This is a genomic window from Bradyrhizobium sp. Kon37, from assembly GCF_055807535.1.
This window is the reverse complement of the sequence record NZ_JBVVOY010000002.1, coordinates 397593-422227: the sequence shown is the minus strand read 5'-3', so window position 1 is coordinate 422227 and position 24635 is coordinate 397593. Positions and strand designations below refer to the sequence as shown.

The following is a 24635-nucleotide window of genomic DNA, read 5'->3' as shown; positions in this document are numbered from 1 at the left end:
GGGCTTGAAAATCAGGACCGCCAGCGCCCCGAAGGCTGGTCAGCCATCCGCCGATCAATGCCGTCCGGCATTGAAGATATTATGTGTCAATGACACGATTACATTTAAGGGCAAAACAGATCACCAGGCGAGCGGAATGGAGAACTTGCCCAGCCGCGCCACCTCGGCTGCAACATCCGCCACTGTCGTTTTTGCGAGTTCAGCCTCGAGCGCTTTGCGCGCCCGATCGAGGGCGGGTTGTATCGCCGCAATGATGTTGCCGCCGACCGCGCAACTCTCGCAGGGCGGAGTCCGGTGCAGCGAAAACAGCTCGGTGTCCTCGACCGCCGCATAGACATCGAGCAGCCGTATCTTCTTCGCCGGTTTCGCCAGCAAGGAGCCGCCACCCGCTCCGAGCTGCGAACGCGTCAGCCCGGCATCGCTCAGGCGGGACAACAGCCCGCGGATGACGACGGCACCCGTGTTGGCCGACCAGGCGAGATCCTCGGACCGCAGCGGCTTTCCCTCGCTCACGGCAAGTCCGGTGAGGATATGAACGGCAACGGCGAAGCGGGTGCTGGTCGGCATGATGATCTCGTTTGTGTGTAACCATCACTATTACACACTTTCGGCGATGTCAACACTGGTGCGTCTGCAAGCGGCTGGATGCGCGGCTGTGCCGGAGCTAAAAGCCAGCGCCTTTTGGCGATGCGCGCGTGAACGAGGTCATGGATATGACCACCGGCCCCGTCTATACCGACGTCAGACGAGAGGCCAAAGCGGCGATCGTATGCTCGCAGTCATCGCGGTGAAGACTGCCGACGACCTCGGTTTTTGACGTGAGGAGCCATGGCGGTTTCGGAAGACAACAAATCTCTCGCCCGCTATTTGAGAGATGTTACGCAGGGCTCACCGACGGTTACGAAATATTGGGATGACGCCCACGTCTGCGACGTCGACATCATGATCATCAAGAACGTCCCGGCAGGAGGCGTTTCCACCTATGCCAGCCTCGCGCTCTCTGATGCGAGGACAGGCCTGACGTCCGGCGGCAAGGCCCTGGGCGTCGAGATTCTGCTGGCTCTGGCGACGGAATGCGCCGAGGGCGCCAACATGATCGCGACCTGCGCTTTCAGCATCAAGAAGGGCGAAATCACACCCTTGCCCGGCGTCGTCATTCCACGAGCCCTGGAACTGTATGGCGAAGGGCGCGAGATGAAGCACGCCATGCTCATCTCTCCGTTCTTGTGGGACCTGGAAACACAGTCCTTCTCGGCCAAGTCCGTCGCCTGGCTGCAGGTGCTGCCCATTTCCGACGCCGAGCGGGACTACGCGCTGGCGAACGGGCCCGAAGCGCTGGAGGATTTGTTCCAGGACCGACAGATCGACGTATTCGACATCGATCGTCCCAGCGCTCTTTGATACCCTGACCGCCGCCATCTTCGTGGACGCCTGCGCCTCGCGCTACCGCGGCGCCAGCCCCGCGCCGTTTTGAAATGCCAACAGCCCAATGCAGAAAATCGCTGCGCCAACCCACAGCACCACCGGCACCAGGTACGGCGACGAAATGACTTCGAGCACCGGGAACGCTTTGTCTGAAACAAACCTTCTGTGCGCCACCCATGCGGTTGCGACGAGGGGCGTAAAGGCGACAACGAAGTAAAGCGCCCCCAGGACCCAGCCAAAGGCGGTCAAATCCCTGGATCGCGTGACCTCTCCCGCGAAGCCGAGCGCGGCAATTGACACGAACGCGCCCAACGCGCTGATGAGGAGCTCGGCAGCCAGGACGACGATGGATAGAGTTGCATTCATGCTTGGATTCCGTTTGCGAATGAGAATTCCCCGAAGCCGCAGCCCGGATGGCCGCTGACCGCATCAGCCACGATTGAAGTCCTCGAGATCGCGGATGAAGCGTTCGAAGTCGGGCGCCAGTTCGTGCATGTTCGGGAAGTCGGCTCGAAGGGGAACGCCCACTTGTGGGTCAAGGGGTTCCGACAGTTTAGCGCGGAGAGGAAGGTGCTTGCAATCGGCGTGGTCATTCGAACTGGGATTGGCCAGACTCGGCCAAACCGCAAGATCGGTCGAGCGTGTCATGGCCGTCAGCGACTAGATGGAGCCGCCACGGAGGAGGGACGATGAAGGCGGCGCTGCAAAACTATCAGGACCGGATGCGACGGGTGCTTGATCATATCGACCGGCATCTCGACGATGATCTGGATCTGGACACGGTGAGTGCTGTTGCGGCTTTCTCAAAATTTCATTTCCACCGGCAGTTCTCGGCAACCTTCGGATTATCAGTGCATCGCTATGTCCAGCTGGCCCGCATGAAGCGCGCTTCGCATCAGCTGGCCTTTGTGGACGCCCTTAATGTCACGGAGATTGCGAGGGATGCCGGTTACGATGCACCGGATGCCTTCGCCCGCGCCTTTCGGCAACGGTTCGGGCAATCGCCGTCGTCGTTCCGGAAGTCTCCCGACTGGGAGCCGTGGCTTGCGGCCTTCGGGCCTCTCGACAATGCGAGGAGCAAGCTCATGCAGAAGACCTTTACCACCGACGACGTGACGATCCGCGATGTGCAACCCACCAAGGTGGCGATCATGGAGCATCGCGGCGACCCGTCGACGCTTCCCGCCACGATCCAGCGTTTCATCGCGTGGCGCAAGGCGGCGAACCTGCACCCCAGGACAAGTCCGACCTTCACGGTCTGGCGCTCCGAGCGGCGTCCTGCCTCGCCGGCCGAGTACAGCACGGACCTCTGCGTCGGCACCGACCAGCCGATCGCGGCGAACGGCGAAGAGATCAAGGCCGGCGAGATCCCCGGCGGACGCTGCGCGGTGCTGCGCGTCGTCGGCTACACCGACAATCTCGAGCCGGCCGCGCTCTTCCTTTATCGCGACTGGCTTCCCGCCAGCGGCGAAGAAGCGCGCGACTTCCCGATCTATTGCCAGCGGCTGAGCTTGTTCCCGGAGGTGCCGGAGCATGAGACCGTCGCGGACGTTTTTCTGCCGCTGAAGTAGCGTCCGCTGACGGCGCCTGTCGCTTCCGATCACGGAAACCGACAGGCCGCCATTCCCCGATCAAGTCCGCCGATGTGATCCCGCGTTCAACTCGGGAAACGGGTGGCAGCTCGCTGGTGCCTGATGTCTTGTTCGGCTCCTTTTTGACATCAGGAGAGTCTCACCGTGGAACTGCCAAACAAGACGATCATCGTAACCGGCGCCAGCAGCGGTATCGGTGCTGCCGCGGCGTCGCTGTTCGCGTCCGAAGGCGCCGATGTGGTGCTCGGGGCGCGTCGTGGCCCCGAGCTGCAGGCCGTTGTTGCAAGCATCGAGAGCGCCGGAGGGCGCGCGACGTTTCTCGCCGGCGATGTTCGGGACACCGGCTATGCAGCCCGCCTCGTCGCGCACGCCGTCAAGACTTTCGGAAAGCTCGACGGCGCCTTCAACAATGCTGGCATCGTCGGCGACATGACGCCGGTCCCCGAGATGAAGTTCGAAAATTGGACCGATGTGCTTGCGGTGAACCTCACCTCGGCGTTCCTCAGCGCGAAGGCGCAGATCCCGGCACTGCGCAAGCAGGGCGGCGGTTCGATCGTTTTTACCTCGTCCTTCGTTGGCTTCAGCAACGGGGGCCTGCCGGGAATGGCGGCGTACGCAGCCTCGAAGGCAGGACTGATCGGCCTGGCTCAATCACTGGGCGCCGAGCATGCGGCCGAAGGCATTCGGGTCAACGCGCTTCTGCCTGGAGGGACCATCACCCCGGCGGCGGGCGAGGGAAATCCCGACGCCCTGAACTTCATCGCCGGGCTTCACCCGATGAAGCGGATGGCCAGTCCCAAGGAGATCGCGCAGGCGGCGGTTTTTCTCCTGAGCGACCGGGCATCGTTCATGACAGGCAGCCCCATGACGGTGGATGGCGGCATGTCGGTGCGCTTGACCTGACGACGAACCCGCCAAGCGCACGGCGACGGTCACCTCGGCGCAAACACTGGATGTTCGCCACGTATCTCCATGATACGAGACCCCGTCGTTCGCTTCCGGAGCCCAATGTTCATGTCCGCCGCCACCGCCCCGAGTCAGCCGTCTGCAACCGCCGCCGAAACCGATCCCGAAACACTCGGCTGGATGAAGGGCTTCCCGCCACCGGAAAACCGCACCATCTCCTTCCAGAACGGCTCGTTCCGCAGCTTCCCCGAGCTGCGCTGGGCATGGAGCAACATCCGCCAGCTGGTGCCGACCGTGAACGTCTGGCGCGGGGCGGGGCCTGCATCGGTGCTGCCGCGCCAAGACCATGACATCGGCGCCTCCGCGTCGACCACGATGGACGGCCGGCCCATGACGTTCGCGAAGATGCTCGAGGAGACCTACACCGACGGCATCGCCGTGCTGCATCGGGGCAGGCTGATCTATGAGCGCTATTTCGGCGCGTTGAAGCCGCACAAGCCGCATATCGCGATGTCGGTGACGAAATCGTTCACGGGCGTGCTCGCCGGCATTCTGGTCGCCGAGGGCAAGATCGATCCGCAGGCGCCTGTCACGGAGTATGTGCCGGAGCTGAAGGCCAGCGCCTTCGGCGATGCGCGCGTGCACGAGGTCATGGATATGACCACCGGGCTCGAATACACGGAGGTCTATACCGACAAGAGCTCTCACGTCTGGGGCCTGCGGCGGGCGAACGGCATGGCACCGATTCCGCCGGATTACGACGGCCCGACCACCATCTTCGAATTTCTGATGGCGCAGAAGAAGCAGGGCGAGCACGGCAAGGCCTTTGCCTACAAGACCGTCAACACCGACGTGCTGGCCTGGATCATCAGGCGCGTCAGCGGCATGAACTTGTCCGATCTGCTGTCCGAGCGCATCTGGCAGCCGATCGGCGCGGAGGAGGACGCGCATTACCACGTCGATCGCATCGGCACCGAAAGCGGCGGCGGCGGCCTCTCCACCACCTTGCGCGATCTCGCGCGCTTCGGCGAGACCATGCGCAATCACGGCCGCTTCAACGGCCGGCAGATCGTGCCTTCATCTGTCGTCGAGGACATCGCGCGCGGCGGCGATCCCGAGAAATTCAAGCCCGCCGGTTACACCACGCTAACAGGCGCGTCCTATCGCAATCAATGGTGGGTCACGCACAACGCCCACGGCGCCTATATGGCGCGCGGCGTTCACGGCCAGGGCATCTATATCGATCCCAAGGCCGAGATGGTGATCGCGCGCTACGCCTCGCACCCCGCAGCGGGCAACGCCGCCAACGATCCCGTGACGCTGCCTGCCTACATGGCGCTGGCGAAGCAGCTGATGGCGGGCGGGTGAGGCCGCCTACGGCAGCTCCCGCCAGCGCATCGGCAAAATGCCGTCCTGCCTGAAACTGGCGAGGAAACGGAAGCGGGCGGCTTGCGGATTGGGGCCGGCTTCGATCGGCGTGCCCAGGATCTGCACGACGTCCGTCTCGTCATAGGCGGGCCAGGTCGGCAGGCCTGATCCGTTGGGATCGCCATGCGCCGCGAAATTTACCCAATAGGCCATCATGGTCCGCGCCAGAGCGCGGTCCTCTTCGGCCGGCGGTGCCGAGCTGCCGATCACCTGTTGCGGTGTCAGTGTGCCGAACACGAACGGAATTTCAGTGACGTGCGAGGCAATCGGCGTGTAGCGCGAGGTATAGCTGAAGTGATAGCCGTAGACCGGCGCGCGTCCCCCGCGCCAATGCAATCGCAGCCACTGCCAGCATTGCTCGCCGACCACGATGTCGCCGTTAAGCGCGGCCGCCGAAGTCCTGGCCTCCGCGTCGGTCGCCGCGGGATAGACCTTCAGGAAATCGGCCATGCGCTCCTTGCCGAACATCGCCTCGGCCGCGGGGAGAAAGGCTTGCGCCGATTGATCGGGCAGTGACTGCGAAGCGAAAGGAAATTCCTCGGCCGCATTCCAGCCCGCCAGCAGCGGGATGTGCATCTGTTCGCCGCGCAGGAAGCGCCGCGCGGGCACGTCGGGCACAACATGGCCATCGATACTCGGCGAGAACGCCGTCACGACCGGGCTGGTCCTGAAACTCCACGGCGCGGCTGCATTCAACCGATCAGCCGGCATGCTGCGCAAAGCTGCGATCGACGCGTTGCCCTGTTGCCGGGCAAAAGCCAGACCACGCGTACGGGCTTCTTCAAAGCCCTCAAGCGGGCCGTGCTTGCCATCCCAGAACGCGCCGCTCTGTCCCATGGCCTTGTGAAACAGTCCGTGCGCGAGCGGCGAGGCCATCAGGATGCCGACGGCCATGGCGCCGGCGGATTCGCCGAACAGGGTGACGTTGTCGGGGTCGCCGCCAAAGCCGGCGATGTTGGCCTTGACCCAGCGCAGCGCCATCAGTTGGTCCTGCAGGCCGTAATTGCCTGACGGCGCCTCCGTATCGAGATCGGGATGGGCGAGAAAGCCGAGGATGCCGAGGCGGTAATTGAAGCTGACGACGACGACACCTTTTGCTGCTAGCGCGCCGCCATCGGTCGCGGGATTCGCCGAGGAGCCGAACTGAAAGCCGCCGCCGTGAATCCACACCATCACGGGCCGCGTCTCGTCCGCGTGCTTTGCCGCGGTCCAGACGTTGAGATAGAGGCAATCCTCGTCACGCGGTCCCGGCCGCTGGTCGTTTTCGAGCGCCGATAGACACCCCGCGCCGAACACAAGCGCATCGCGCACGCCATCCCAGGGCGCCGGCGGCTGCGGTGCGCACCAACGCAGAGGCCCGAGCGGAGGTGCTGCGTAGGGAATGCCTTTGAACGCGATCACGCCGCTTGCATCGCGCGGGCCGCCACGCACGAAGCCTGCTTGCGTGCGGACCACGCGGTGCAGCTTGGCTGCTGTCGTACTTGTGGAACCATGCATGCTCACATCTCCAGGGCAATCGCACACAGAGCTTGGCCGTCATGGTTCGAGACGCCCGCCCGAGAGCGGGCTCCTCACCATGAGGATTTGCGATTGCGCCGCGAAACAAGACCTCATCCTGAGGAGCCCGCCGAAGCGGGCGTCTCGAAGGATGGCCACAGCGAAACCGCTTGCCACGCCGAGATCCTATCGACTTTCTTGTTCGCTCGATTTAGATATTCTGCCAATCGATTGCTAAAAACCGGCAAGCATGCGGCAGCCGCTCCGTTTTCCATGGCCTGATCTCGACGTGGATGATGTTTCCGCGCCCGTCATCGTCGTGCGCGTTGACGTGATCGGGACCAAGGGCGAGGTACCCGATCACAGGCACCGCAAGGGGCAACTTGTCTTTGCGCTGGGCGGCGCCGTGACGTGCCGCGTTCCCACTGGTCTGTGGATGGTGCCGCCGCATTGCGCGGTGTGGATTCCAGGGGGCATGCAGCACAGCAACCTCGCGACAGAAAATGCCCGGCTGTTCTTCATCTACATCGAGCCTGACGTCGTGGACTTGCCGGATCGTTGCTGCACGCTTTCGATCTCCCCGCTGCTGCGTGAAGTGATCGTCGAGCTGTCCGATCAGACCGCGGATGACGAGGCGAGGGTAGACCTTCTGGCGAGCGTCCTTCTGCGCGAGCTCCCCCGCATGCCGGTTCAGCAGCTTCATCTGCCGCTCTCCCCCGAGCCGCGCTTGAAGAAGATTGCCGCAGCGCTGGCGAAAAACCCGTCCGACCGCAGGACGCTGGCCGAATGGGCCGATCGCCTCGCGCTGAGCGAGAGCAGCCTCGCGCGTCTCGTCGTCCGGGAGACAGGCTTGAGCTTCGGGCGCTGGCGCCAGCAATTGCATCTGATCGTCGCCTTGCGGGAGCTGACCTCCGGCGCGAGCGTCCAGCAGGTGTCCGCCGATCTCGGCTACGACTCCGTCGCGGCCTTCATCACCATGTTCAAGAAGGCGCTTGGGAAATCGCCGGGCAAATATCTGAGCGGCATCTCCTCATAATATAAGAATTGACTTATATTAGCTTCGGCCGATATTCATCCTGGCACGAAATGACAAGGAGGAGCGCCATGGAGATCGACGTCGTCAGGGTATTGGGGCTGGTTACGCGTTCGGTGAGGAATTTCGAGAAGGACGGGAAAGTGGCCAGTGCGGTGACGCTGACGCGGCTATACGAGACCAGCGTCGACGATCTCTGGGACGCCGTGACCAGCCCGCAACGCATTCCGCGCTGGTTTCTGCCGGTCGAGGGAGATCTCCAGCTCGGTGGAAAGTACCAGCTGAAGGGAAATGCCGGCGGCACCATTACGGCGTGCACGCCGCCGACCCATTTTGCAGCGACGTGGGAATTCGGCGGCGCGATGAGCTGGATCGATGTCAAGCTGACGGCGGAACGATCCCAAGCGCGGTTGACGCTTGAGCACACCGCGATCATCGAAGATCATTGGGAGCAGTTCGGTCCAGGGGCGGTAGGCATCGGCTGGGATCTCGCCATTGCGGGACTGGAGCGATATGTTGCGACCGGGGCATCGGTCGACCACGAGACGGCCGAGGCATGGATGGGCTCTCCCGCGGGTAAGGAATTCATGACGAGCAGCGGCGAGTATTGGCGCGCGGCGCACGTCGCAAGCGGCGTGGATCCTGCCTCCGCGAAGCAGCGGTCGGACCGCACCATCGCTTTCTATCGCGGCGAGACGCCGCCCGACGTCGCGCATCCGGGCACAGGAAGTTGATGCAAGTCTTCGATGTCCTTGCCGATCCCGTGCGCCGGCGCATCCTCGAGCTGCTTGCGCCCGGGGAAATGGCCTCCGGCGAGGTCGTCGAGGTGATCGGAGCGGAGTTCGGGATTACGCAGGCCGCCGTGTCGCAGCACCTCAAGGTGTTGCGCGAGAGCGGCTTCGCGACGGTTCGGGCGGAGGCGCAACGACGGCTCTATTCGGTCGATGCTGCGGGGCTCCAAGCGGTCGATACATGGATCGGTCAGTTCCGCAATTTCTGGGAGCCGAAGCTGGACGCCCTGGCGACCGAGATCGCGCGCGGCAAACGCGAGCGTCGTAACGCGCCCATGACCAAGCGGGGCGGGAAGCGGGCGTGAAGGCATCGAGGCAAAGGCAAAGTCGCTATCGCGCCGCTTCAGTGAGGCACGAAGGCCGCAGCCAAGACCGCAAGCATGCCAAAGCTGGCGATATTCCAGAACAGTGAGCGGACGAGCGGTATGCCGGACAAGTAAAGCGCGGTGTAGGCGATGCGACCGCCAAGATAGGCGATCGATCCCCAATAAGTCAGCTCATTGTGAACGCCTGCGGCGTGAGCGATGAGGATCGCGGCGGCAAAGAACGGAAACGTCTCCATGTAGTTGCGGAAATTTCGGTTGAGCCGGCCGGGGATGGGCTTGAGCGGCGGCATCTCGGTGTCGCGCGGGCTCGCAGCCCATCTGAGGCCGTACTGCAGGTTCGCGGCTTGCGCGGCGGCGACAAGCTGTACGAAGCCCCAGACGATTGCGGCGGCCAGCATCGACAGCTCGAAGCTCATCGTCATTGGCTGTCCCCCAATCTGCAAGAAATCAGCGCGATCCCGGGTGCCATTCCGGGAGTTTGGGAATCTCGGGATCGAGGTGATCCCAGGCATATCCGCGCGAGCAGAACAGCACGACGGACGGTTTGAACGTGCTGGCGTCGTCCAGCGTGCCGACATAAATGCCGATGAACTCCGGCTTCTCGTCCGGCTTGTTATAGATCGGCGAGCCGCAGTTCGGACAGAACCCTTTGCGCTTGACTGCGCCGCTGCCGGCCGTGCGCGCGATTTCGCGTACCTCGCCGGTTACCGAGACTGCGTTGCGCGCGAACACGAAGATGGAGCTGTGGCCGCTGCCGGTGTCGCGCTGACAGTCGCTGCACTGGCATTGGAAGCCGCGGATCGGCGTGGACGCGATGGTGTAACAAACCGCGCCGCAGGCGCAGCGACCTGAATGGGTCATTCGTCTCCCTCCCGACGGGGCCGACCGTTCCAATCATATCAGGTTGGTTTGATTTCGCCACATCGAGCAGCCGGCGCGATTTCACACAAGTCCGATCTTCGCCGGCACGCTCACCCGCGCGACATCTTCTCGAACTTCTTCACCAGCCGCTCCCGCTTCAGCCGCGACAGCCGCTGGATCCAGAACATCCCGTCGAGCTGGTCGATGTCGTGCTGTTGGCAGACGGCGCGTTCCAGTATGATGCAGTCTCCGGCGGCCCAGCGTGCATTGTTCAGTCGAATTTATTTAGCTGCGCGACTCATCGTGGGAGCAAAGACACGTATAAGGCTTTTGGTCCAAAGGCATTGATCCGCGGATGCCATTCGATTCGTTCTTGCGTAAATTCGACCCGTCGAGCTACCGCAACAATATTCCTTAGTATCGAAGAGCATAGCAGGTGGGAGAAAAAGCCGCCTACGCAAGAGTGGTCACCTCGACCAAACGTCAGGTTCTCTTTCGGATTGCTCCTCTTCCAGTCGAACGTTGTCGGATTTGGAAAAACGAGAGAATCCCGATGTGCTGCTGCAATGTCGCACCTGATGAGTTGACCACGAGTAATGCGTGTCCCGAGCACATCGCAATCGGTGGTCGCGATGCGATCAATCGAGGCAGTGGGCGAATACAGTCGCATTGCCTCGATGATCCATGCATTGATATTTTCGGTCTTGGGCTCAATCCATCTGTCGTTTAGGGCCAATGTGATGATTAAGTTCGCTACTGCAGCGGGCAACGGTCCAAAGAATGCAAAGACAAGCATTGCCACATTGCAAAGAAGAACGTCTTGTTCGATTCTGACGTTAGCACGTCTGGCTTCTTCACGTGCGAGTGCGGCCAACTCCGAATCGCGGGTCGCGCTGAATAGCGCGGATATCGCTTCGTCAATCTCGGCTCGTGTAAGAGCGGCGCCAAAGCACTCGCGGCACGCTGATCAACTGCACGATTGTGTGACGATTTCTTTCGATCCAACTACCGCAAAGATCGAGCAGAAGCGCGAGCAATGCTATGCCGGCCGCGGCGGCCAGCGCTCGTGGTACATTGTAGAGAGCGCTTGCTCTCAATATCAAGTATCCGAGCCCCTTAGTTCTGTGAACGCAGACGTGTCTGTATGCAACCGTGACCGAACGATTTGGAGTTTGTTTTCTTTGGGAAGAAGGCCGAAGTAATTTTTGTAGTCAGCATAATACAGCGGAAGGTAGAGAAAGTGCTTGTCTGCGATTACAATCTTCGTAATTGTTTCTACCATTATCGGCACCATTGAAAGACGACTACTTCATGCGACATTGTTTTGCGGCCGAATCCGCGAAGGAATTGTCGATGTAATATTTCATGTCTTTTGGGGCTTTAACGTCGCCTGAGCTAACACGTAGCTGGACCGCGCGGTCCCAGGCAGCTGTAGTGGTGCCGGTTAAGTCTGGCAGAATTCTTGCGTCGATCACTCGAGAGAATGCTGCCTTGGCGATATCCTGCTTGATCTCCGGAAACCGCTTCGACAAAATCTTGAGCGCTTCATCGGGGCGTTTGCGAGCGTAGTCCAATGCCATCTGCAGGGCGCAGACTACGTCACGTACAACGTCGTTATTGCTGGTTATAAAATCTGGCTCTGCGGTAAGGCCGGTGATGGCGAAGTCGCCGTATACGTTTGGCATTGCGTAGAGAACGCGAGCGCCGTCTGCTGCCGCCTGCGAGACGTTGGGTTCAAGCTCCAGAGCGATGTCAGCTTGGCCGGATTTTAGGAGCGCGACTAAGGTCCCAAACGCGCCCTCTCGAATGTTTGGACGAAGACCGCCGCGTTTGAACATCTCGGACTGTAAGGCAAATGCGGTAGAGGGGGATGGAAATGTTGCGACGGAATACGGAGCTAATTGGCTGGGGTCGGCAATAATCGGGATAGCCTTATTGTAAGTGATTCCCCAGAAGGGCACTCCATTCACGATGTTTGCGATAACTCGGCCCGGACGCCCTCTGGCATCGGCAATAACAACAAAAGTCGGATCTGCAACACCGAACTGCGCGCTCCCACCTACAACCGCAGCCCACGTTTTTTCATCGCCGCCGGTGCTAACCAGGCGTACGTCAAGCCGCTGGTCGCGGAAGAAGCCGGCGTCTAGCGCGAAGTACAGCGGCGCGTAGAGAAAGAAGTCGCCCGCTTGCGCAATTACAACTCGTCGATTAGCACCTTCCTGCCAAAGGCTTTGTGAAGCAAAAGTAGCGAAGCAGAGAAACAATATGCCCGCGCCAATGATCCCCAGGACCAGCCTGTTACCAATAAAGTCGCGCAGGAAAGTCATTTCGCCAGCCCCTTTTCTTCCTTCTAAGGCAAAAGGTCTTGTCCGCATTGGTCCCAAAGCCGGATTTGGAGTCGCGCAGCGCTTGACCTTAGCTCCTCGAAACGGGGCGTTGTCACTTGTTGCCCGATACATATGCCGCCTTGATCAACCTATAAGGACATAACTCACCCTAAGGTGGCATAGACGGCGGTTGTTCCGCAACCGGTCTCCCGGTCGGCCTCAACTTTTTCCTGCTCTCACGAGCCGGTCTGATTGGGGCAGTCTAAGGGAAATACCAGCCAATTGGGTCTGGCCTCGAGAGGCCGGTCACCATCTGAACGTCCGGCCGCCCACATATGGTCGGTCCATGCGAACGGATCAGGTGTCGCTAGCAATGGCGTCCGTGCGTTGCAGCGCCGGCTGCCAGATAAATGCAAAATGCTAGTCTTGCACTATAGTCACGATGCGACCCGCTAAATTGGGCGGGGCGCCGCTCCACTAGGGTATGATCAAGCCGTCGCGCCGCCAGTCTTGCCGCGACGTCTTCCCATACTTCTTCACCAGCCGCTCCCGCTTCAGCCGCGACAGGCGCTGGATCCAGAACATGCCGTCGAGCTGGTCGATCTCGTGCTGGTGGCAGACGGCACGCAAGGAGTCCGACTCCTCGCTGTGCATGGTGCCGTCGAGATCCTGATAGCTGATCCGCACGCGGGCGTGGCGCTGCACCTCGTCGTTGACGCCGGGCATGGAGACGCTGCCTTCGCGATGCAGGATCATCTCGGGTGAGGCCCATTCGATCTCCGGATTGACATAGGTCTGAGCACCCTCCTTGGCGTCGAGCTCGAGCACAACGACGCGCGAGGGCACGCCGATATGCGGCGCCGTGATGCCGATGCCGGGCGCGGCGCGCATCGTCTCGAGCAGGTCCGTTGCGAGCTCGCGCAGCGCATTGTCGAACGCGGTGACGGGGCGGGCCGGCATCGCGAGGCGGCGGTCGGGATAGCGGACGATCGGACGAATGGTCATGCAGGCTCCTAGCACTCACGGATGGTTGAAGCATCCCGTTCTTGACGCCCTACCAACTGGAAGGTAGCTAGGGGCCATGACCAACGTTTCCTCGACTGCCGACGACATCCTGACCTGCGCGCGCAGCTTGATCATCGCGGGCGGCTATAACGGCTTCAGCTACGCCGACGTGGCCGATGTGGTCGGGATCCGCAAGCCAAGCATCCACCACCATTTCGCCAGCAAGGTCGACCTGGTCCGCACCCTCGTGTCGCGCTACCGCGCCGAAGCCGAGGCGGGACTGTCCGCGCTCGAGCGCAATGTCCCTGATCCGCGCGGCCAGCTCGAAAACTATGTCGCGTACTGGAAGGCGTGCATCAATGATGCGACGGCGCCGTTCTGCGTCTGCGCGCTGCTGGCCAGCGAGCTTCCGATCCTGCCGGAGGAGGTTGCGCTCGAAGTCCGCGCGCACTTCCGCTCCCTGGCTTCCTGGCTGACGGCCGTCATGGAGCGCGGCAAGCGGAAAGGGCAATTCAAACTCTCCGGCACAGCCCGGGTCGAGGCCGAAGGATTCATGGCGACCATTCACGGCGCCATGCTGTCGGCGCGTGCCTATGGCGATCCAAAGATGTTCGGTGTGATCACCACCCCGCTGCTGGACCGGCTGGCCAACAAGCATTGAGAGACATCGGCGAGACGATCGCGACAGCCCGCAAGCGGGCTGGAGCGAAGTCGGTTTCGCTGCGTGCAGGAAACTACCAACTAGTAGGTATAGGAGAGACTGTAATGGCGCGATATCAATCGGATCCGGTTCATACCGACCGCGAGCGATGGCTGAAGCAATACTACTTCGCGCGAGCGGCATTCTCGGTTGCCTGGGTCGCTGCTGCGTTTGCCGTCGGAGCTTCTTCTCCAGTGTTCGCCGGCGCCTTGCTCGTCCTCTATCCCGCATGGGACGCCGCAGCCAATTTCGCGGACGCGCTTCGCAGCGGCGGGCTTGCTCAAAGCCGCACGCAGGCTCTGAACGTCGTGGTCAGCCTGGCGACCACCGTCGCGGTGCTTGTGACCTTGCAGATGGGCATGAACCGGGTGCTCGGAATCTTCGGGGCCTGGGCGATCCTGTCGGGATTGCTCCAACTCGGAACGGCCATCCGCCGCTGGCGGAGTTTTGGCGCGCAATGGGCCATGGTGCTCAGCGGTGGCCAGTCGGCTCTCGCAGGCGGCTTCTTCATCTTTCAGGCCACGATGCCCGCGGTTCCCTCGATCGCGAATGTCGCGGGCTATGCCGGCGTTGGTGCGCTCTACTTCCTGGTCTCGGCGGCCTGGCTCACGGTCGGTGAGTGCACTGCAAAGAGCTGCGCTGTAAGTCCTTGATCCCAAAGCGCCCGGCTACTGTGCATGGGGTTGTTTTCGCGTTTTTTGTTTGGCAGGTCACAAAGCGTGCCGCAAAAACTTGTGTCGGCCTGTCGGCTCACCATGTTCCCATTCGTCTTCCACCCAGACAGACCTGACGGGAGACCAAAATGAACGCTTCCTCCTATCGCTGGGTGATTGTCGCCGCGGGCGGCTTGCTCGGCTGCGTCGCCATCGGCGGCATGTTTTCGCTGCCGGTGTTCCTGCAGCCGATCGCAAAGGACACCGGCTGGTCCGTGACCGGCATCTCCAGCGCGATGACGATCGGCTTTCTGGCGATGGCCTGCACCAGCATGGCCTGGGGCACGCTGACGGACCGGTTCGGGCCGCGGCTGGTGGTGCTGACGGGATCGACGGTGCTGACAGTGAGCCTGTTCGCGGCGAGCCACGCGACCTCGCTATTGGCGTTTCAGTTCGTCTTTGGCCTTCTGGTCGGGGCCTCCTGTGCCGCGATCTTCGCGCCGATGATGGCGACCGTGACCGGCTGGTTCGACACCCATCGCAGCCTCGCGGTCTCGCTGGTGTCGGCGGGCATGGGCATGGCGCCGATGACGATGGCGCCGCTCGCGGCCTGGCTCGTCTCCGGTCACGACTGGCGCACCTCGATGCAGATCGTGGCGCTGGTGGTCGGCGCCATCATGATCCCGGTCTCGTTCCTGGTGCGCCGCCCGCCCGCGCTCGCGCACGCCATGGCCGCGCCTGCGGGCGGGGGTGCCGCGCACGGTGAGATGTCGATGGGAGAGGCGTTGCGCTCGCCGCAATTCCTGATCCTGCTCGCGACCAACTTCTTCTGCTGCGCCACCCATTCCGGCCCGATCATTCATACTGTCTCCTATGCCGTGAGCTGCGGCATCCCGCTGGTCGCGGCGGTGACGATCTACAGCATCGAGGGCTTTGCCGGCCTTGGCGGACGCATCGCCTTCGGCCTGATGGGTGACCGCTTCGGCGCCAAGCGCGTGCTGGTCTCGGGCCTGCTGTTGCAGGCGTTCGGCGCGCTAGGTTATGTCTTCGCGCACCAGCTCACGACATTCTACGCCGTCGGGGCCGTCTTCGGCTTCATCTATGCCGGCACCATGCCGCTCTACGCGGTGCTGATCCGCGAAAATTTCCCGCTCAAGATGATGGGCACCGTGATCGGCGGCACCGCCATGGCCGGCAGTCTCGGCATGGCCACGGGCCCGCTCGCCGGCGGCCTGATCTACGATGCGTTCTCGAGCTACGCCTGGCTCTATATCGCCTCTTGGGCGATGGGCCTCGGCGCCTTCCTGATGGCGATGAATTTCAAGCCGTTCCCGAAGCCGCAAGCGAAGTTGGCGCCGGCGGCGGCGTAAGCAGGTTCGTCGAGGTGCAGCGCTAGAGCTGCGCCTCGATCGCTGGCTTGTCGATGATGGACCACACGTGCCGTATTTTTCCGTCGTGAAATTGATAGAACACGTTTTCGCAGAATGACACGCGCCTGCCGTTCACATCCAGCCCCAGAAACTTTCCAGCCGGCCTACAATCGAACTTCAATCGGGAGGCGATCTGAGGCGGATCGCAGACCAGCAGCTCGATGTTGAAATGCAGATCCGGAATTGAGCGAAAATCCTGCTCCAGCATGGCGCGATAGCCGGACAGTCCGAGCGGTCGCGCATTGTGGACGACGTCATCGTGGACGAACTGTCCGAGCGCGGGCCAATCCTGGCGGTTCAGGCAGGCGATGTAGTCGCGGTAGATGTCGGCGAGGTCGGACCTGGCCATGGCGTGCTCCTGCGGCTCCGGCCATAACGCGGCAACGGGAGAAAAGGCGCCGGGGCTCACAGACGTTTTTCGAAGAACAGGTCCGGGTAGGGGTCGTCATTGAAGCGGGGGATCCCGCTCCAGCCGCTTCGTCGGTAGAGCTGGCCGGCCTCCGCCAGCGCGCTGTTGGTGTCGAGCCGCAGCAGCTGGATGCCGAGCCCGCGCGCGACGTCCTCGGTCATGTCCATCAGGCGCCGGCCGAGCCGCAATCCGCGCGCCGCCGGTGCGACCCAGAGACGCTTGATCTCGGCATAGCCGTGATCCGTGCCCTTCAGCCCGACGCAGCCGATCGGCAGCGTGTCCGACATCGCGACGATGAACGTGCCGCGCGGGCGGCGCATATCCTTCGCGTCGGGATCGCGCGACAGCGAGACGTCAAAGCCCTGCTTGAAGCGGCGGCCGAGCTCGCCATAATATTCGCCAAGGCAATAGCGGGCCTGCTCGCTCCGCGGATCCATCTCATCCAGCGTGACGCGCTCGCGCGTCAATGCGCAAGCAATCAAATCCATCGCCGCCAGCAGCGCTTCGCGTTGCGAATGCTGGGCGAGGAAGCCCTCGGCCTGCGTGTTCGACAGCGCCTCATAGGCCGCGAACTCGCGCCGGCCCGCACGTGTCAACGTCGCGACGCGGCGGCGCGCATCGTCCTCATGCGCATTGGTCTCGACCAGCCCTTCGTCCTCGAGGCTGCGTAGCAGGCGGCTCATCAGTCCGGAATCGAGGCCGAGATAGTCGCGGATCTCGGCCACGTCCGAACGTCCATGCCCGATCGCGTTGAGCACGCGCGCCGCCCCCAGTGGCCGTCCGCGTCCCAGAAATGACGTGTCGAGCGCGCCGACAGCGGACGTGACGGCGCGATTGAAGCGGCGGACGCGGGAAACAGGGTCGAGCATGATGTCTGACTTTAGTCAGGCATATCATCGATGTCAATCAGCGCAGGCTTTCGCTTCACCAGCAGCTGCGCTTCAGTCGAGATCCAGCGCCTTGCGGGATTTCCGCGTGAGTTTCGCCGCGACCATCGCGTGCGCCTGCGCCAGATAGGCCGTGAGCTCGGCGTCCGGCAGCGCGTTGTTGCCGACGAGCTGCACCCATTTGGCGCGCGCCAGATACGGCGCCGGCCGCGCAAGGCCGTGCTCGATCAGCATGGCATAGGCCATGTTCGAGACCTTGAACATGTAGCCGCCGGAGCGCGCGGCAAAGCCGCCGCCGAGTGCGAACATCTTGCCGCCGACCTTGAACACCGAGGTGCCCTCCCACTGCACCACCTTGGTGACGGCGGGCAGGCGCAGGCAGCGGGTTTCGAAAGTTTTCGGAGTCATCGCCCGAGCGATAGCACAGCGCCCGCGACTTGCAACGCCGCAACGTCGGAGCGCCACTGCGTGCCGCGCCGCGTCCGGGATACGAGGGGACGACCCCACTTGTATCGTGCCGTTCGATCCCCCACACTCCTCACCACTCAATCAGTCACAGGAATAAGAACATGGCTCGCGTTCGCTGTATCACCGAGATGGGCATGGGCGTCGACGTTCACGGCAGGGACGCCACCAAGGCGGCGAGGCGTGCCGTCTCCGATGCCATCAGGCATTCGAGCCTCGGCTTCTTCCGGATGATCGACAAGACCGCGAACGACATGTTCGTGGACGTCACGATCGCGGTGCCGAATCCGGAAAGCGTCGACAAGGATGCGGTCGCGAAGGAACTGCCTTACGGCACTGTCACCGTCAACGCGGTGAAGGGCGGGCTGGAGATTCCGTCGGCCCCGGAACAGGGCAACGACCCCATCCTCATCGCCAATGCCGCCGTCATCGTCAGCTTCGAGAAGGAGTGAGACGGTGTCCGACGGTGACGAGACCCTACTGGATCGCCCGATCTGGAGCGCGCTGACGACCAGCCACAAATATTTGGCCGAAGGTGGCCCGCGAGCGTTGCGCTATCCGGTGGACGTGACGCCTTTTGCCGACATGGTCGACATGTCCGCGGCGAGCTTTGCCGCGCTCCGTGATCTCCTGTCGGGCTCGCAGGTCGCCGCGCTGTTCACCCCGGAGGCCGTGGACGTTCCCGCCGGCTTCAAGGTCGTCCTTGCCGAGACCGGCGAGCAGATGATCGGCTCGCCGGCCGACAGTCCGCTTCGCGATGCCGAGATCGTTCGGCTGGGGGCGGCCGACGTTCCCGCCATGATGGGGCTGACGGAGTTGACCAAGCCCGGTCCATTCGCGCGACGCACGCACGAACTCGGGACGTTTCTCGGCATCCGTGCCGGCGGCGAATTGGTCGCGATGGCCGGCGAGCGCATGAAGCCGGGCAATTTCGTCGAGATGACAGCCGTCTGCGTCCACCCCGACCATCGCGGGCGGGGCTACGCGCAGGCGCTGCTGGCGGCGGTCGCGCGCCAGATCGAGGCGCGCGGCGAGATTCCGTTCCTGCACGTGTTCTCGAGCAACGCATCGGCCATCGCGCTGTACCAGCGGCAGGGGATGTGGATTCGGCGCCGCCTGCACGTCACCGCGTTCATGAAGCAGGAATAAGCCGCGCCGTCCGATCAGGCTTCTCATCCGGCGAATTCACGCTATATCGATCCCAACCATCATTGGGGGAAGCACATGGACGCCAGAACGCCTGATTTTTCCGCCACGCGGACGGCAATGCAGCGTTACGTCGATCAGGAGATCATTCCGGGTGCTTCCTGGGCGGTGCTGCGGGGCCGCGAAGTCGTCGATCAGCAATGCGTCGGTTTCGCGGATCGCGAGGCGAGCACCGCGCTGCGGCCCGATCACATTTTTCGCGCGTTTTCCAACACCAAGATCTTTGTCACCTGTGCGATCATGCTGCTGGTCGAGGAAGGCCGCATCGGGCTCGACGACGTTGTCGAGAAATTCCTGCCGCAACTCGGCAATCGCACGGTTCTGAAGCCGGGCGCTTTAAGCCTTGCCGACGTCGAGCCGGCGAAAAGCCCGATCACGATCCGGCAGCTTCTGACCCATACCTCCGGCCTCAGCTACGGCATCTTCGATCCCGGTACGGTGCTGTTCAAAGGCTATAACGAGGCGCGCGTTCTCAATCCGATGACGCCGCTGACCGGCATGATCGACCAGCTCGCCGATCTGCCGCTGTCCTTTCATCCCGGCGCGTCCTGGGAATATTCGGTTGCGACCGACGTGCTCGGGCGTGTCGTGGAGGTCGTCTCCGGCAAGCCGCTCGACGCCGTGCTCAAGGCGCGCATTTTCGAGCCGCTCGGCATGACCGACACCGGCTTCCACGTGCCGGACGCGCAGCAGGGCAGGCTGGTCGCGCTCTACAACGGCACGGATGTGCTCGATCCCATGAAGCCCGGCCTGACCCGGGCCGATGACCTGCCTTATCCGCAGGCCTACCGGCGGCAGTTCCCGCGGCTGTCGGGCGGCGGCGGACTGGTCTCGACCTTGCCCGACATGCTTGCTCTGGTCCGCGCGCTGCTCCCGGGCTCGGATGCGCTGCTGAAGCCGGAGACGCTGCGGCAGATGATGACGAACCAGCTGCCCGCCGGCGAGAACATCCGGTTCGCCAATCTCGGCCCGATCCCCGGCAAGGGTTTTGGCCTCGGCGGCGCCGTCACCTTCGCGCCGATGCCGTTCGATCCTCCGAATTCGACCGGCGAATTCCAGTGGGGCGGCCTTGCCGGCACCCATTGGTGGATCTGCCCGCAGGCCAATACCGCCGGCGTGCTGATGGCGCAGCGCTACATGGGCTTCTGGAATCCGTTCTTCTTCGAATTCAAGCGTCTGGCCTATCAGGCCGTCGGAGGCTGATCGCGAAAAGAATTGCACGTTGCCGCGAATCCTTTCCGGTCGTCGCGCCCTCTCTTGACGGTCGAGGCATTTTGCTTCGGCTTATGTCGGAGGATGTGATGGCATTTTACAGGAAGAACATCGGGAGCCTGCATCAGGCCGTGCGGATCGCCTTGGGCGTCGCGGGGGCCGTCGCGGCATTCGTGTACCTTACCGGCGCCGCGGCGTGGCTGGTTGCGCTCGGCGGCGGCAGCTTCGCACTGACCGGCCTCGTCGGCTATTGTCCGATGTGCGCGATGGCCGGCATCGGAAGGGGAGGCGGGTCGTGAGCGCCGCTGTGATCTCGCCGGACCTGTTCGAGGCCGCGCGCCTCGGCGATCCCCAGGCGATCGCGTCTCTCCTCGAGACGGCGCAGCCGAACATCCGTCGCTATGCCCGCGCCACCTGTCGCAGCTCGGCGGATGCCGAGGATGCGACGCAGGAGGCGCTATGGATCCTGTTTCGCCATGTCGGCACGATCCGCTCGTGGCTGGCGTTTTCGGCCTGGCTGTTCAGTGTGGTCCGCCGCGAATGCCTGCGGCTCGCCCGTAAGACAGGCCTCGCGTCGGCGATCGACGACGGAGAGGCGGAGGCGCTGCTGCTGTCGCGTCCTGAAGCCGATTTGCGGCTCGACGTCGCGGCGGCCTTCGAGGCACTGCCGCCGCACTACCGCGATGTCGCGCTGATGCGCGACGTCAAGGAAATGACCATCGACGAAATCGCCGTCGCACTCGGTGCGACCCGGCAGACCGTGAAGGCACGCCTGCATCGCGCCCGCGCCCTGATGCGCGAATATCTGACGAGATGAGCCATGAGCGATTATCAAAGTCCTGACGATCTGAAATCCATCCCGGCCTTCGTGGCGCTCGCGCCGGTCGAGGCCAACGCGTTCCTTGCGTTCAACCACGCGGTCGAGCGCAAGGACGGATTGATTCCGCCAAAATATCGCGAGCTGATCTCGCTCGCGGTCGCGCTCACCACGCAATGCGCCTATTGCCTCGACGTGCACACGGCACAGGCGGCGAAGGCCGGTGTAACGCGCGAAGAAATCGCGGAAGCCGCGCTGATTGCGGCGGCGGTTCGCGCCGGCGGCACGCTCGGCCACGCCTTGCTGGCGCAACGCCTGTTCGAGCGGCATCGGGGCGAGGAACCGGGATAGAGGAGCGGGCGGATATCCGTCAGGGTTCAGGAAATTGCCAAACTATCTCGGCCTTGACGGATTTCGCTTCGGCTGGGTCGCCGCCTGGATCGACGAGCGCGGCGATCACGGGTTCGACTATTCGCCGGGTCTCGTGCGGCTGCTTGCGCTGCCGCATGCCCGGGCGATGATCGACATGCCGATCGGCTTGAAGCCGAGCGGGTATCGCATCTGCGATTTGCGCGCGCGCGAGCTGGTCGGTCCTGCCGTGTTTCTCGGTGCGCGCCGCGACCTCTGGAAATTTGCCGACATGGCCGCAGCTAACCGTCACTACTGGGAGTGCGAGGGCAAGGGCAGGGGCGTGTCAGCGCAGCTCTGGAACATCAGGGAAAAGATCAGGGACGCCGACGAGATCATGACGCCGACGCGGCAGACGACGATCGGCGAAGCGCATCCGGAATTGATTTTCTGGAATCTCGCTGGGCGGGTCCGTCTTGCACGGAAGACATCGCCGGAGGGCCGCGAGCAGCGCATTGCACTCCTGGAGCAGCACGGCTTCGCGCGTTTGCCGACATGGCTGAAGCAACGACACGGCACCGGCATCGGCCGCGACGACCTCATCGACGCCTGTGCCTGCGCGGTCGCGGCGCGCGACAGCACGCAGCGGTGCGGCGGGGAGGAGACCGACCCGCGGGGCTTGCGGATGGAGATCAATTATTGAGGTCGTCGGAGTGCGAGAGACCGGGAAAAAGCGGCAATTTATTTGAAGCTTGCAGGAACTGACGATGGCCGGCCCGCGTTCCTCGTGCGAACCGAACACGGAGAAGCTCGTCCGATGAGGGATGCCAGTCAGTTCGCGACCGCGATGCTTGCGCTCGTCTTCACCGGAGCACTGCTGGTCACCGGCCAGCTCTTCATCGAGCAACGCGCGCAGCGCGATGTGATGCACGCCACCAACCATTTGCTGCGGCCGTTGTGACCTGTGCGGGAAAATGATCTGACCACTCGACCTTGCGTCGTTCGTCCGCTGGCCTAGACTAGGCGGTATCTCATGAACGAAGCCGGGGTCCTGATGTCCGATCTGTCCGCCTTTCCCGTCACCAAGCGCTGGCCGGCCAAGCACCCGGAGCTGCTCCAGCTCTATTCGCTGCCGACGCCGAACGGCGTCAAAGTCTCGATCATGCTGGAAGAGATCGGGCTTCCCTACGAAGTCCATCTCGTCGATTTCGGCAAGGACGACCAGAAGACGCCGGAGTTCCTCGCGCTCAATCCGAACGGCAAGATCCCGGCGATCCTCGATCCCAATGGTCCCGGCGGCAGGCCGCTGCCGCTATTCGAATCCGGAGCGATCCTGCAATACCTCGCGGAGAAGACCGGCAAGCTGCTGCCGCAGGATGCCGCGCGCCGTTACCAGGCCATCCAGTGGCTGCATTTCCAGATGGGCGGCATCGGGCCGATGTTCGGCCAGGTCGGCTTTTTCCACAAATTCGCCGGCAAGGATTTGGAGGACAAGCGGCCGCTCGAGCGCTATGTGGGCGAGGCCAAACGGCTGCTCGGGGTGATGGAGATGCATCTTGCCGGCCGGCAATGGTTCATGGACGACGACTACACCATCGCCGACATCTCCATGCTCGGCTGGGTGCGCAATCTCATTGGTTTCTACGGCGCCGGTGATCTTGTCGCGTTCAGCCAGTTCAAATCCGTCGCCGCCTGGCTCGAACGCGGGCTGGCGCGCCCGGCAGTCGAGCGCGGGCTCAACATTCCGAAGCGGCCGTGAGATCAGGTTAGCGCCTTGTGGGTCATGTAGAGCGCCATCAGCAGGATGACGGCGATCATGACCCGGCGCAGCACCGATTTGCTGACGCGATTGGCTGCGCGCGCACCGAGATCAGTGCCGACCCAGAGGCCGGCAAGAATGCCGATGATGGCGGGCCAGCCGACCATGAGTCCCTTGCTCCAGTAGATCCCGGCGGCCGGAACATTGGTCGGGATGACCGAGAAGACGAGGCTGACGAGCTGCGCCTGGTGCTGCGGCACCCGCAGGCCCGCTGCGAGCCCGACGGTGATCGCCAGCCCGCCGCCGATGCCCATGAAGCCAGAGGAAAATCCGGCAAGCATGCCGATGAGGAGCAGCGGCAGCCAGGGCAGCTTGTCTCGGTCGCCGGTCTCACTGCTTTTGTCCTCGCGGTCGCGGCGCAGGATCAGGAGAGCGATCAGCGCGACGAGATAGACGACGTAGGTCCATTGCAACACCGAGTCGGAGACCGCCGCCGCAGCGTAGCCGCCGCCGGCGCCGCCGAACAGAAACCCGATGCCGATCCAGACGATCCATAGCAACGGGCTGCGATTGCCGCTCTGCCAATAGCGGCGAACGCCCGCGAGTCCGGTCGGCGGAACCTGCGTGATCAGCGACGTCCCCTGGGCGACGTGTTGCTCGGCGCCGAGCAGCAGCACGCTGAAGATCACGAGACCGCCTCCGGGACTCGTGCCCATGAAGCCCGATGTCAGCCCGCCGATGAGGCCGACCCCAATGCCAGCGAGCAGGTCATGAATCCATGACATCGCTCAGTTCCTGGTCCGTCGCTTGACGTCGGCCTTCGTGGTGCGAAATCCATCGATCACGCCGGTCACGGCCGCCATGCAGGCCTCGATGTCAAAATCCTGGCCCCAGCATTTTTGCAGCACAAAGCCCTGGAAGATCGCGATCAGCACGCGCGCGATCGCTTCCGCACCGAGATCGCGCTTGATGAGGCCGTCATGCTGGCCGCGCTCGACCAGCGCGACAATCAGGGCGCGCGGCATGTCGATGCCTTCTACGATGCTGGTGCGGACGCGGCGGTTGCGCAGGGCCTCGGCCCAGCCGTGAATGCCGACACGGCGGCGCGCTTCGCCGGCGGGGTCGGTGAGCCATTGCGCGTAGACGCCGACCAGCGCGTGAAGTCCTTCGATCGGATCGCCCGACCCTTGCGCGACCGAGTTGAGCACGGCCTCGCGCCGGTGCCGGTCGTCGGCGAGTGCCTCGATCAGATCGTCCTTGCTCTGGAAGTAGAGATAAACCGCACCATGGCTCAGCCCCGACCGTTTGACGATGTCGGCCATCCCGGTCTGGTGAAAGCCGTCCTCGGCGAAGCAGGCAAGGGCGGCTTCGAGAATCTGCTGCCGCCGGCCTTCACGTTGCTTGTCGCTGATCTTGGGCATCCGGCCATCCATAAATAACTGACAGATCAATCGTTTTAGTCGCTCTGCGGGCGAAGCCCCGTAGAGCGCCGATCAATATAAAAAACGATCAGTCAGTCATTTTTAATACCGAAGCGGATCTCCGTCAAGCCCGACAA

32 protein-coding genes and 1 pseudogene are annotated in these 24635 nt (G+C 63.0%); 19 read left to right on the top strand and 14 right to left on the bottom strand.

Annotated features, from left to right (window positions below; genetic code table 11):
- Positions 1 to 120: 120 nt before the first annotated feature.
- Complete coding sequence (locus AC0L3J_RS06305) at positions 121 to 567, bottom strand: Rrf2 family transcriptional regulator (protein ID WP_219683236.1); 447 nt, start codon at positions 565 to 567, stop codon at positions 121 to 123.
- A gap of 375 nt (positions 568 to 942) precedes the next feature.
- Here AC0L3J_RS06305 and AC0L3J_RS06300 point away from each other — a divergent pair, with 375 nt between their 5' ends.
- Positions 943 to 1401: a suppressor of fused domain protein gene (locus AC0L3J_RS06300; protein WP_473346429.1), complete on the top strand. Its 459-nt coding sequence runs from the start codon at positions 943 to 945 to the stop codon at positions 1399 to 1401.
- Positions 1402 to 1443: 42 nt separating this feature from the next.
- Here AC0L3J_RS06300 and AC0L3J_RS06295 read toward each other — a convergent pair whose 3' ends face one another.
- Positions 1444 to 1791 carry a hypothetical protein gene (locus tag AC0L3J_RS06295; protein ID WP_007592152.1) on the bottom strand — a complete coding sequence of 116 codons (348 nt, stop codon included), beginning with the start codon at positions 1789 to 1791 and terminating at the stop codon, positions 1444 to 1446.
- 323 nt (positions 1792 to 2114) lie between these two features.
- Between AC0L3J_RS06295 and AC0L3J_RS06290 the strand changes: the two genes are divergently transcribed.
- The 3 genes from AC0L3J_RS06290 (at position 2115) to AC0L3J_RS06280 (ending at position 5291) form a co-directional block, all read left to right on the top strand.
- The gene (locus AC0L3J_RS06290) at positions 2115 to 2996 is read left to right on the top strand and encodes an AraC family transcriptional regulator (RefSeq protein WP_473346428.1); all 882 of its coding nucleotides are present in this window, start codon (positions 2115 to 2117) and stop codon (positions 2994 to 2996) included.
- A gap of 165 nt (positions 2997 to 3161) precedes the next feature.
- Positions 3162 to 3920, top strand: a complete 759-nt coding sequence (locus tag AC0L3J_RS06285) for an SDR family oxidoreductase (protein WP_473346427.1) — start codon at positions 3162 to 3164, stop codon at positions 3918 to 3920.
- Positions 3921 to 4031: 111 nt separating this feature from the next.
- On the top strand, positions 4032 to 5291 hold the full coding sequence (locus AC0L3J_RS06280) for a serine hydrolase domain-containing protein (RefSeq protein WP_473346426.1): 1260 nt from the start codon (positions 4032 to 4034) through the stop codon (positions 5289 to 5291).
- 6 nt (positions 5292 to 5297) lie between these two features.
- Here AC0L3J_RS06280 and AC0L3J_RS06275 read toward each other — a convergent pair whose 3' ends face one another.
- A complete protein-coding gene (locus AC0L3J_RS06275; RefSeq protein ID WP_473346424.1) occupies positions 5298 to 6848 on the bottom strand; it encodes a carboxylesterase/lipase family protein in 1551 nt (516 codons plus the stop codon).
- A gap of 250 nt (positions 6849 to 7098) precedes the next feature.
- On the opposite strand from AC0L3J_RS06275, the gene AC0L3J_RS06270 reads away from it, so the two are divergent.
- The 3 genes from AC0L3J_RS06270 to AC0L3J_RS06260 all read left to right on the top strand — a co-directional run bounded on the left by AC0L3J_RS06270 (position 7099) and on the right by AC0L3J_RS06260 (position 8977).
- Entirely contained in the window at positions 7099 to 7884 is a 786-nt protein-coding gene (locus AC0L3J_RS06270; RefSeq protein WP_473346422.1) for an AraC family transcriptional regulator, read from the top strand.
- A 68-nt stretch (positions 7885 to 7952) separates the two neighbouring features.
- Entirely contained in the window at positions 7953 to 8615 is a 663-nt protein-coding gene (locus AC0L3J_RS06265) for an SRPBCC family protein (RefSeq protein ID WP_473346420.1), read from the top strand.
- Positions 8615 to 8977: an ArsR/SmtB family transcription factor gene (locus tag AC0L3J_RS06260; protein WP_456764709.1), complete on the top strand. Its 363-nt coding sequence runs from the start codon at positions 8615 to 8617 to the stop codon at positions 8975 to 8977. The genes AC0L3J_RS06265 and AC0L3J_RS06260 overlap by 1 nt, the downstream gene beginning before the upstream one ends.
- Before the next feature lie 38 nt (positions 8978 to 9015).
- Here AC0L3J_RS06260 and AC0L3J_RS06255 read toward each other — a convergent pair whose 3' ends face one another.
- The 6 genes and pseudogenes from AC0L3J_RS06255 to AC0L3J_RS06230 all read right to left on the bottom strand — a co-directional run bounded on the left by AC0L3J_RS06255 (position 9016) and on the right by AC0L3J_RS06230 (position 13191).
- Positions 9016 to 9420, bottom strand: a complete 405-nt coding sequence (locus AC0L3J_RS06255; RefSeq protein WP_456764708.1) for an MAPEG family protein — start codon at positions 9418 to 9420, stop codon at positions 9016 to 9018.
- 25 nt (positions 9421 to 9445) lie between these two features.
- Positions 9446 to 9859 carry a GFA family protein gene (locus AC0L3J_RS06250; RefSeq protein WP_473346417.1) on the bottom strand — a complete coding sequence of 138 codons (414 nt, stop codon included), beginning with the start codon at positions 9857 to 9859 and terminating at the stop codon, positions 9446 to 9448.
- A 110-nt stretch (positions 9860 to 9969) separates the two neighbouring features.
- Positions 9970 to 10086: pseudogene (locus AC0L3J_RS06245) on the bottom strand (peptide deformylase); the annotation flags it as partial.
- 71 nt (positions 10087 to 10157) lie between these two features.
- The gene (locus tag AC0L3J_RS06240) at positions 10158 to 10733 is read right to left on the bottom strand and encodes a cytochrome P450 (RefSeq protein ID WP_473346415.1); all 576 of its coding nucleotides are present in this window, start codon (positions 10731 to 10733) and stop codon (positions 10158 to 10160) included.
- Between the two features lie 430 nt (positions 10734 to 11163).
- A complete protein-coding gene (locus tag AC0L3J_RS06235) occupies positions 11164 to 12186 on the bottom strand; it encodes an ABC transporter substrate-binding protein (RefSeq protein ID WP_473346413.1) in 1023 nt (340 codons plus the stop codon).
- A gap of 477 nt (positions 12187 to 12663) precedes the next feature.
- A complete protein-coding gene (locus AC0L3J_RS06230; protein WP_473346412.1) occupies positions 12664 to 13191 on the bottom strand; it encodes a peptide deformylase in 528 nt (175 codons plus the stop codon).
- A gap of 76 nt (positions 13192 to 13267) precedes the next feature.
- Between AC0L3J_RS06230 and AC0L3J_RS06225 the strand changes: the two genes are divergently transcribed.
- The 3 genes from AC0L3J_RS06225 (at position 13268) to AC0L3J_RS06215 (ending at position 15914) form a co-directional block, all read left to right on the top strand.
- The gene (locus AC0L3J_RS06225; RefSeq protein WP_473346410.1) at positions 13268 to 13852 is read left to right on the top strand and encodes a TetR/AcrR family transcriptional regulator; all 585 of its coding nucleotides are present in this window, start codon (positions 13268 to 13270) and stop codon (positions 13850 to 13852) included.
- 104 nt (positions 13853 to 13956) lie between these two features.
- On the top strand, positions 13957 to 14544 hold the full coding sequence (locus AC0L3J_RS06220) for a DUF308 domain-containing protein (protein ID WP_473346408.1): 588 nt from the start codon (positions 13957 to 13959) through the stop codon (positions 14542 to 14544).
- Positions 14545 to 14693: 149 nt separating this feature from the next.
- Complete coding sequence (locus tag AC0L3J_RS06215) at positions 14694 to 15914, top strand: MFS transporter (protein WP_473346406.1); 1221 nt, start codon at positions 14694 to 14696, stop codon at positions 15912 to 15914.
- Between the two features lie 22 nt (positions 15915 to 15936).
- On the opposite strand, the gene AC0L3J_RS06210 is transcribed toward AC0L3J_RS06215, so the two are convergent.
- The 3 genes from AC0L3J_RS06210 to AC0L3J_RS06200 all read right to left on the bottom strand — a co-directional run bounded on the left by AC0L3J_RS06210 (position 15937) and on the right by AC0L3J_RS06200 (position 17678).
- Positions 15937 to 16323, bottom strand: coding sequence for an ester cyclase (locus AC0L3J_RS06210; RefSeq protein ID WP_473346404.1), 387 nt, complete (start codon positions 16321 to 16323; stop codon positions 15937 to 15939).
- A gap of 56 nt (positions 16324 to 16379) precedes the next feature.
- Positions 16380 to 17252, bottom strand: a complete 873-nt coding sequence (locus AC0L3J_RS06205) for a bifunctional helix-turn-helix transcriptional regulator/GNAT family N-acetyltransferase (protein WP_473346402.1) — start codon at positions 17250 to 17252, stop codon at positions 16380 to 16382.
- 72 nt (positions 17253 to 17324) lie between these two features.
- Positions 17325 to 17678: an MmcQ/YjbR family DNA-binding protein gene (locus tag AC0L3J_RS06200; protein ID WP_456764698.1), complete on the bottom strand. Its 354-nt coding sequence runs from the start codon at positions 17676 to 17678 to the stop codon at positions 17325 to 17327.
- Between the two features lie 161 nt (positions 17679 to 17839).
- Here AC0L3J_RS06200 and AC0L3J_RS06195 point away from each other — a divergent pair, with 161 nt between their 5' ends.
- From AC0L3J_RS06195 to AC0L3J_RS06155, 9 genes are all read left to right on the top strand, one after another.
- Complete coding sequence (locus tag AC0L3J_RS06195) at positions 17840 to 18187, top strand: Lin0512 family protein (protein ID WP_027517469.1); 348 nt, start codon at positions 17840 to 17842, stop codon at positions 18185 to 18187.
- Between the two features lie 4 nt (positions 18188 to 18191).
- Positions 18192 to 18884, top strand: coding sequence for a GNAT family N-acetyltransferase (locus tag AC0L3J_RS06190; RefSeq protein WP_473346400.1), 693 nt, complete (start codon positions 18192 to 18194; stop codon positions 18882 to 18884).
- Between the two features lie 75 nt (positions 18885 to 18959).
- Positions 18960 to 20144: a serine hydrolase domain-containing protein gene (locus AC0L3J_RS06185; RefSeq protein WP_473346399.1), complete on the top strand. Its 1185-nt coding sequence runs from the start codon at positions 18960 to 18962 to the stop codon at positions 20142 to 20144.
- A gap of 98 nt (positions 20145 to 20242) precedes the next feature.
- Positions 20243 to 20452, top strand: a complete 210-nt coding sequence (locus AC0L3J_RS06180) for a YgaP family membrane protein (RefSeq protein ID WP_473346398.1) — start codon at positions 20243 to 20245, stop codon at positions 20450 to 20452.
- Positions 20449 to 20970: an RNA polymerase sigma factor gene (locus AC0L3J_RS06175; RefSeq protein ID WP_473346397.1), complete on the top strand. Its 522-nt coding sequence runs from the start codon at positions 20449 to 20451 to the stop codon at positions 20968 to 20970. Before AC0L3J_RS06180 ends, AC0L3J_RS06175 begins: the two co-directional genes overlap by 4 nt.
- Before the next feature lie 3 nt (positions 20971 to 20973).
- Positions 20974 to 21321: a carboxymuconolactone decarboxylase family protein gene (locus AC0L3J_RS06170; RefSeq protein WP_473346395.1), complete on the top strand. Its 348-nt coding sequence runs from the start codon at positions 20974 to 20976 to the stop codon at positions 21319 to 21321.
- 34 nt (positions 21322 to 21355) lie between these two features.
- Entirely contained in the window at positions 21356 to 22021 is a 666-nt protein-coding gene (locus AC0L3J_RS06165; protein WP_473346393.1) for a DUF429 domain-containing protein, read from the top strand.
- A gap of 114 nt (positions 22022 to 22135) precedes the next feature.
- Entirely contained in the window at positions 22136 to 22279 is a 144-nt protein-coding gene (locus tag AC0L3J_RS06160) for a hypothetical protein (RefSeq protein WP_007609210.1), read from the top strand.
- Between the two features lie 93 nt (positions 22280 to 22372).
- Positions 22373 to 23077: a glutathione S-transferase family protein gene (locus AC0L3J_RS06155; RefSeq protein WP_473346755.1), complete on the top strand. Its 705-nt coding sequence runs from the start codon at positions 22373 to 22375 to the stop codon at positions 23075 to 23077.
- 2 nt (positions 23078 to 23079) lie between these two features.
- Here the strand turns inward: AC0L3J_RS06155 and AC0L3J_RS06150 are convergent, their stop codons facing one another.
- Complete coding sequence (locus AC0L3J_RS06150) at positions 23080 to 23862, bottom strand: sulfite exporter TauE/SafE family protein (RefSeq protein ID WP_473346391.1); 783 nt, start codon at positions 23860 to 23862, stop codon at positions 23080 to 23082.
- 3 nt (positions 23863 to 23865) lie between these two features.
- Positions 23866 to 24498 carry a TetR/AcrR family transcriptional regulator gene (locus tag AC0L3J_RS06145; protein WP_473346390.1) on the bottom strand — a complete coding sequence of 211 codons (633 nt, stop codon included), beginning with the start codon at positions 24496 to 24498 and terminating at the stop codon, positions 23866 to 23868.
- Positions 24499 to 24635 lie beyond the last annotated feature (137 nt).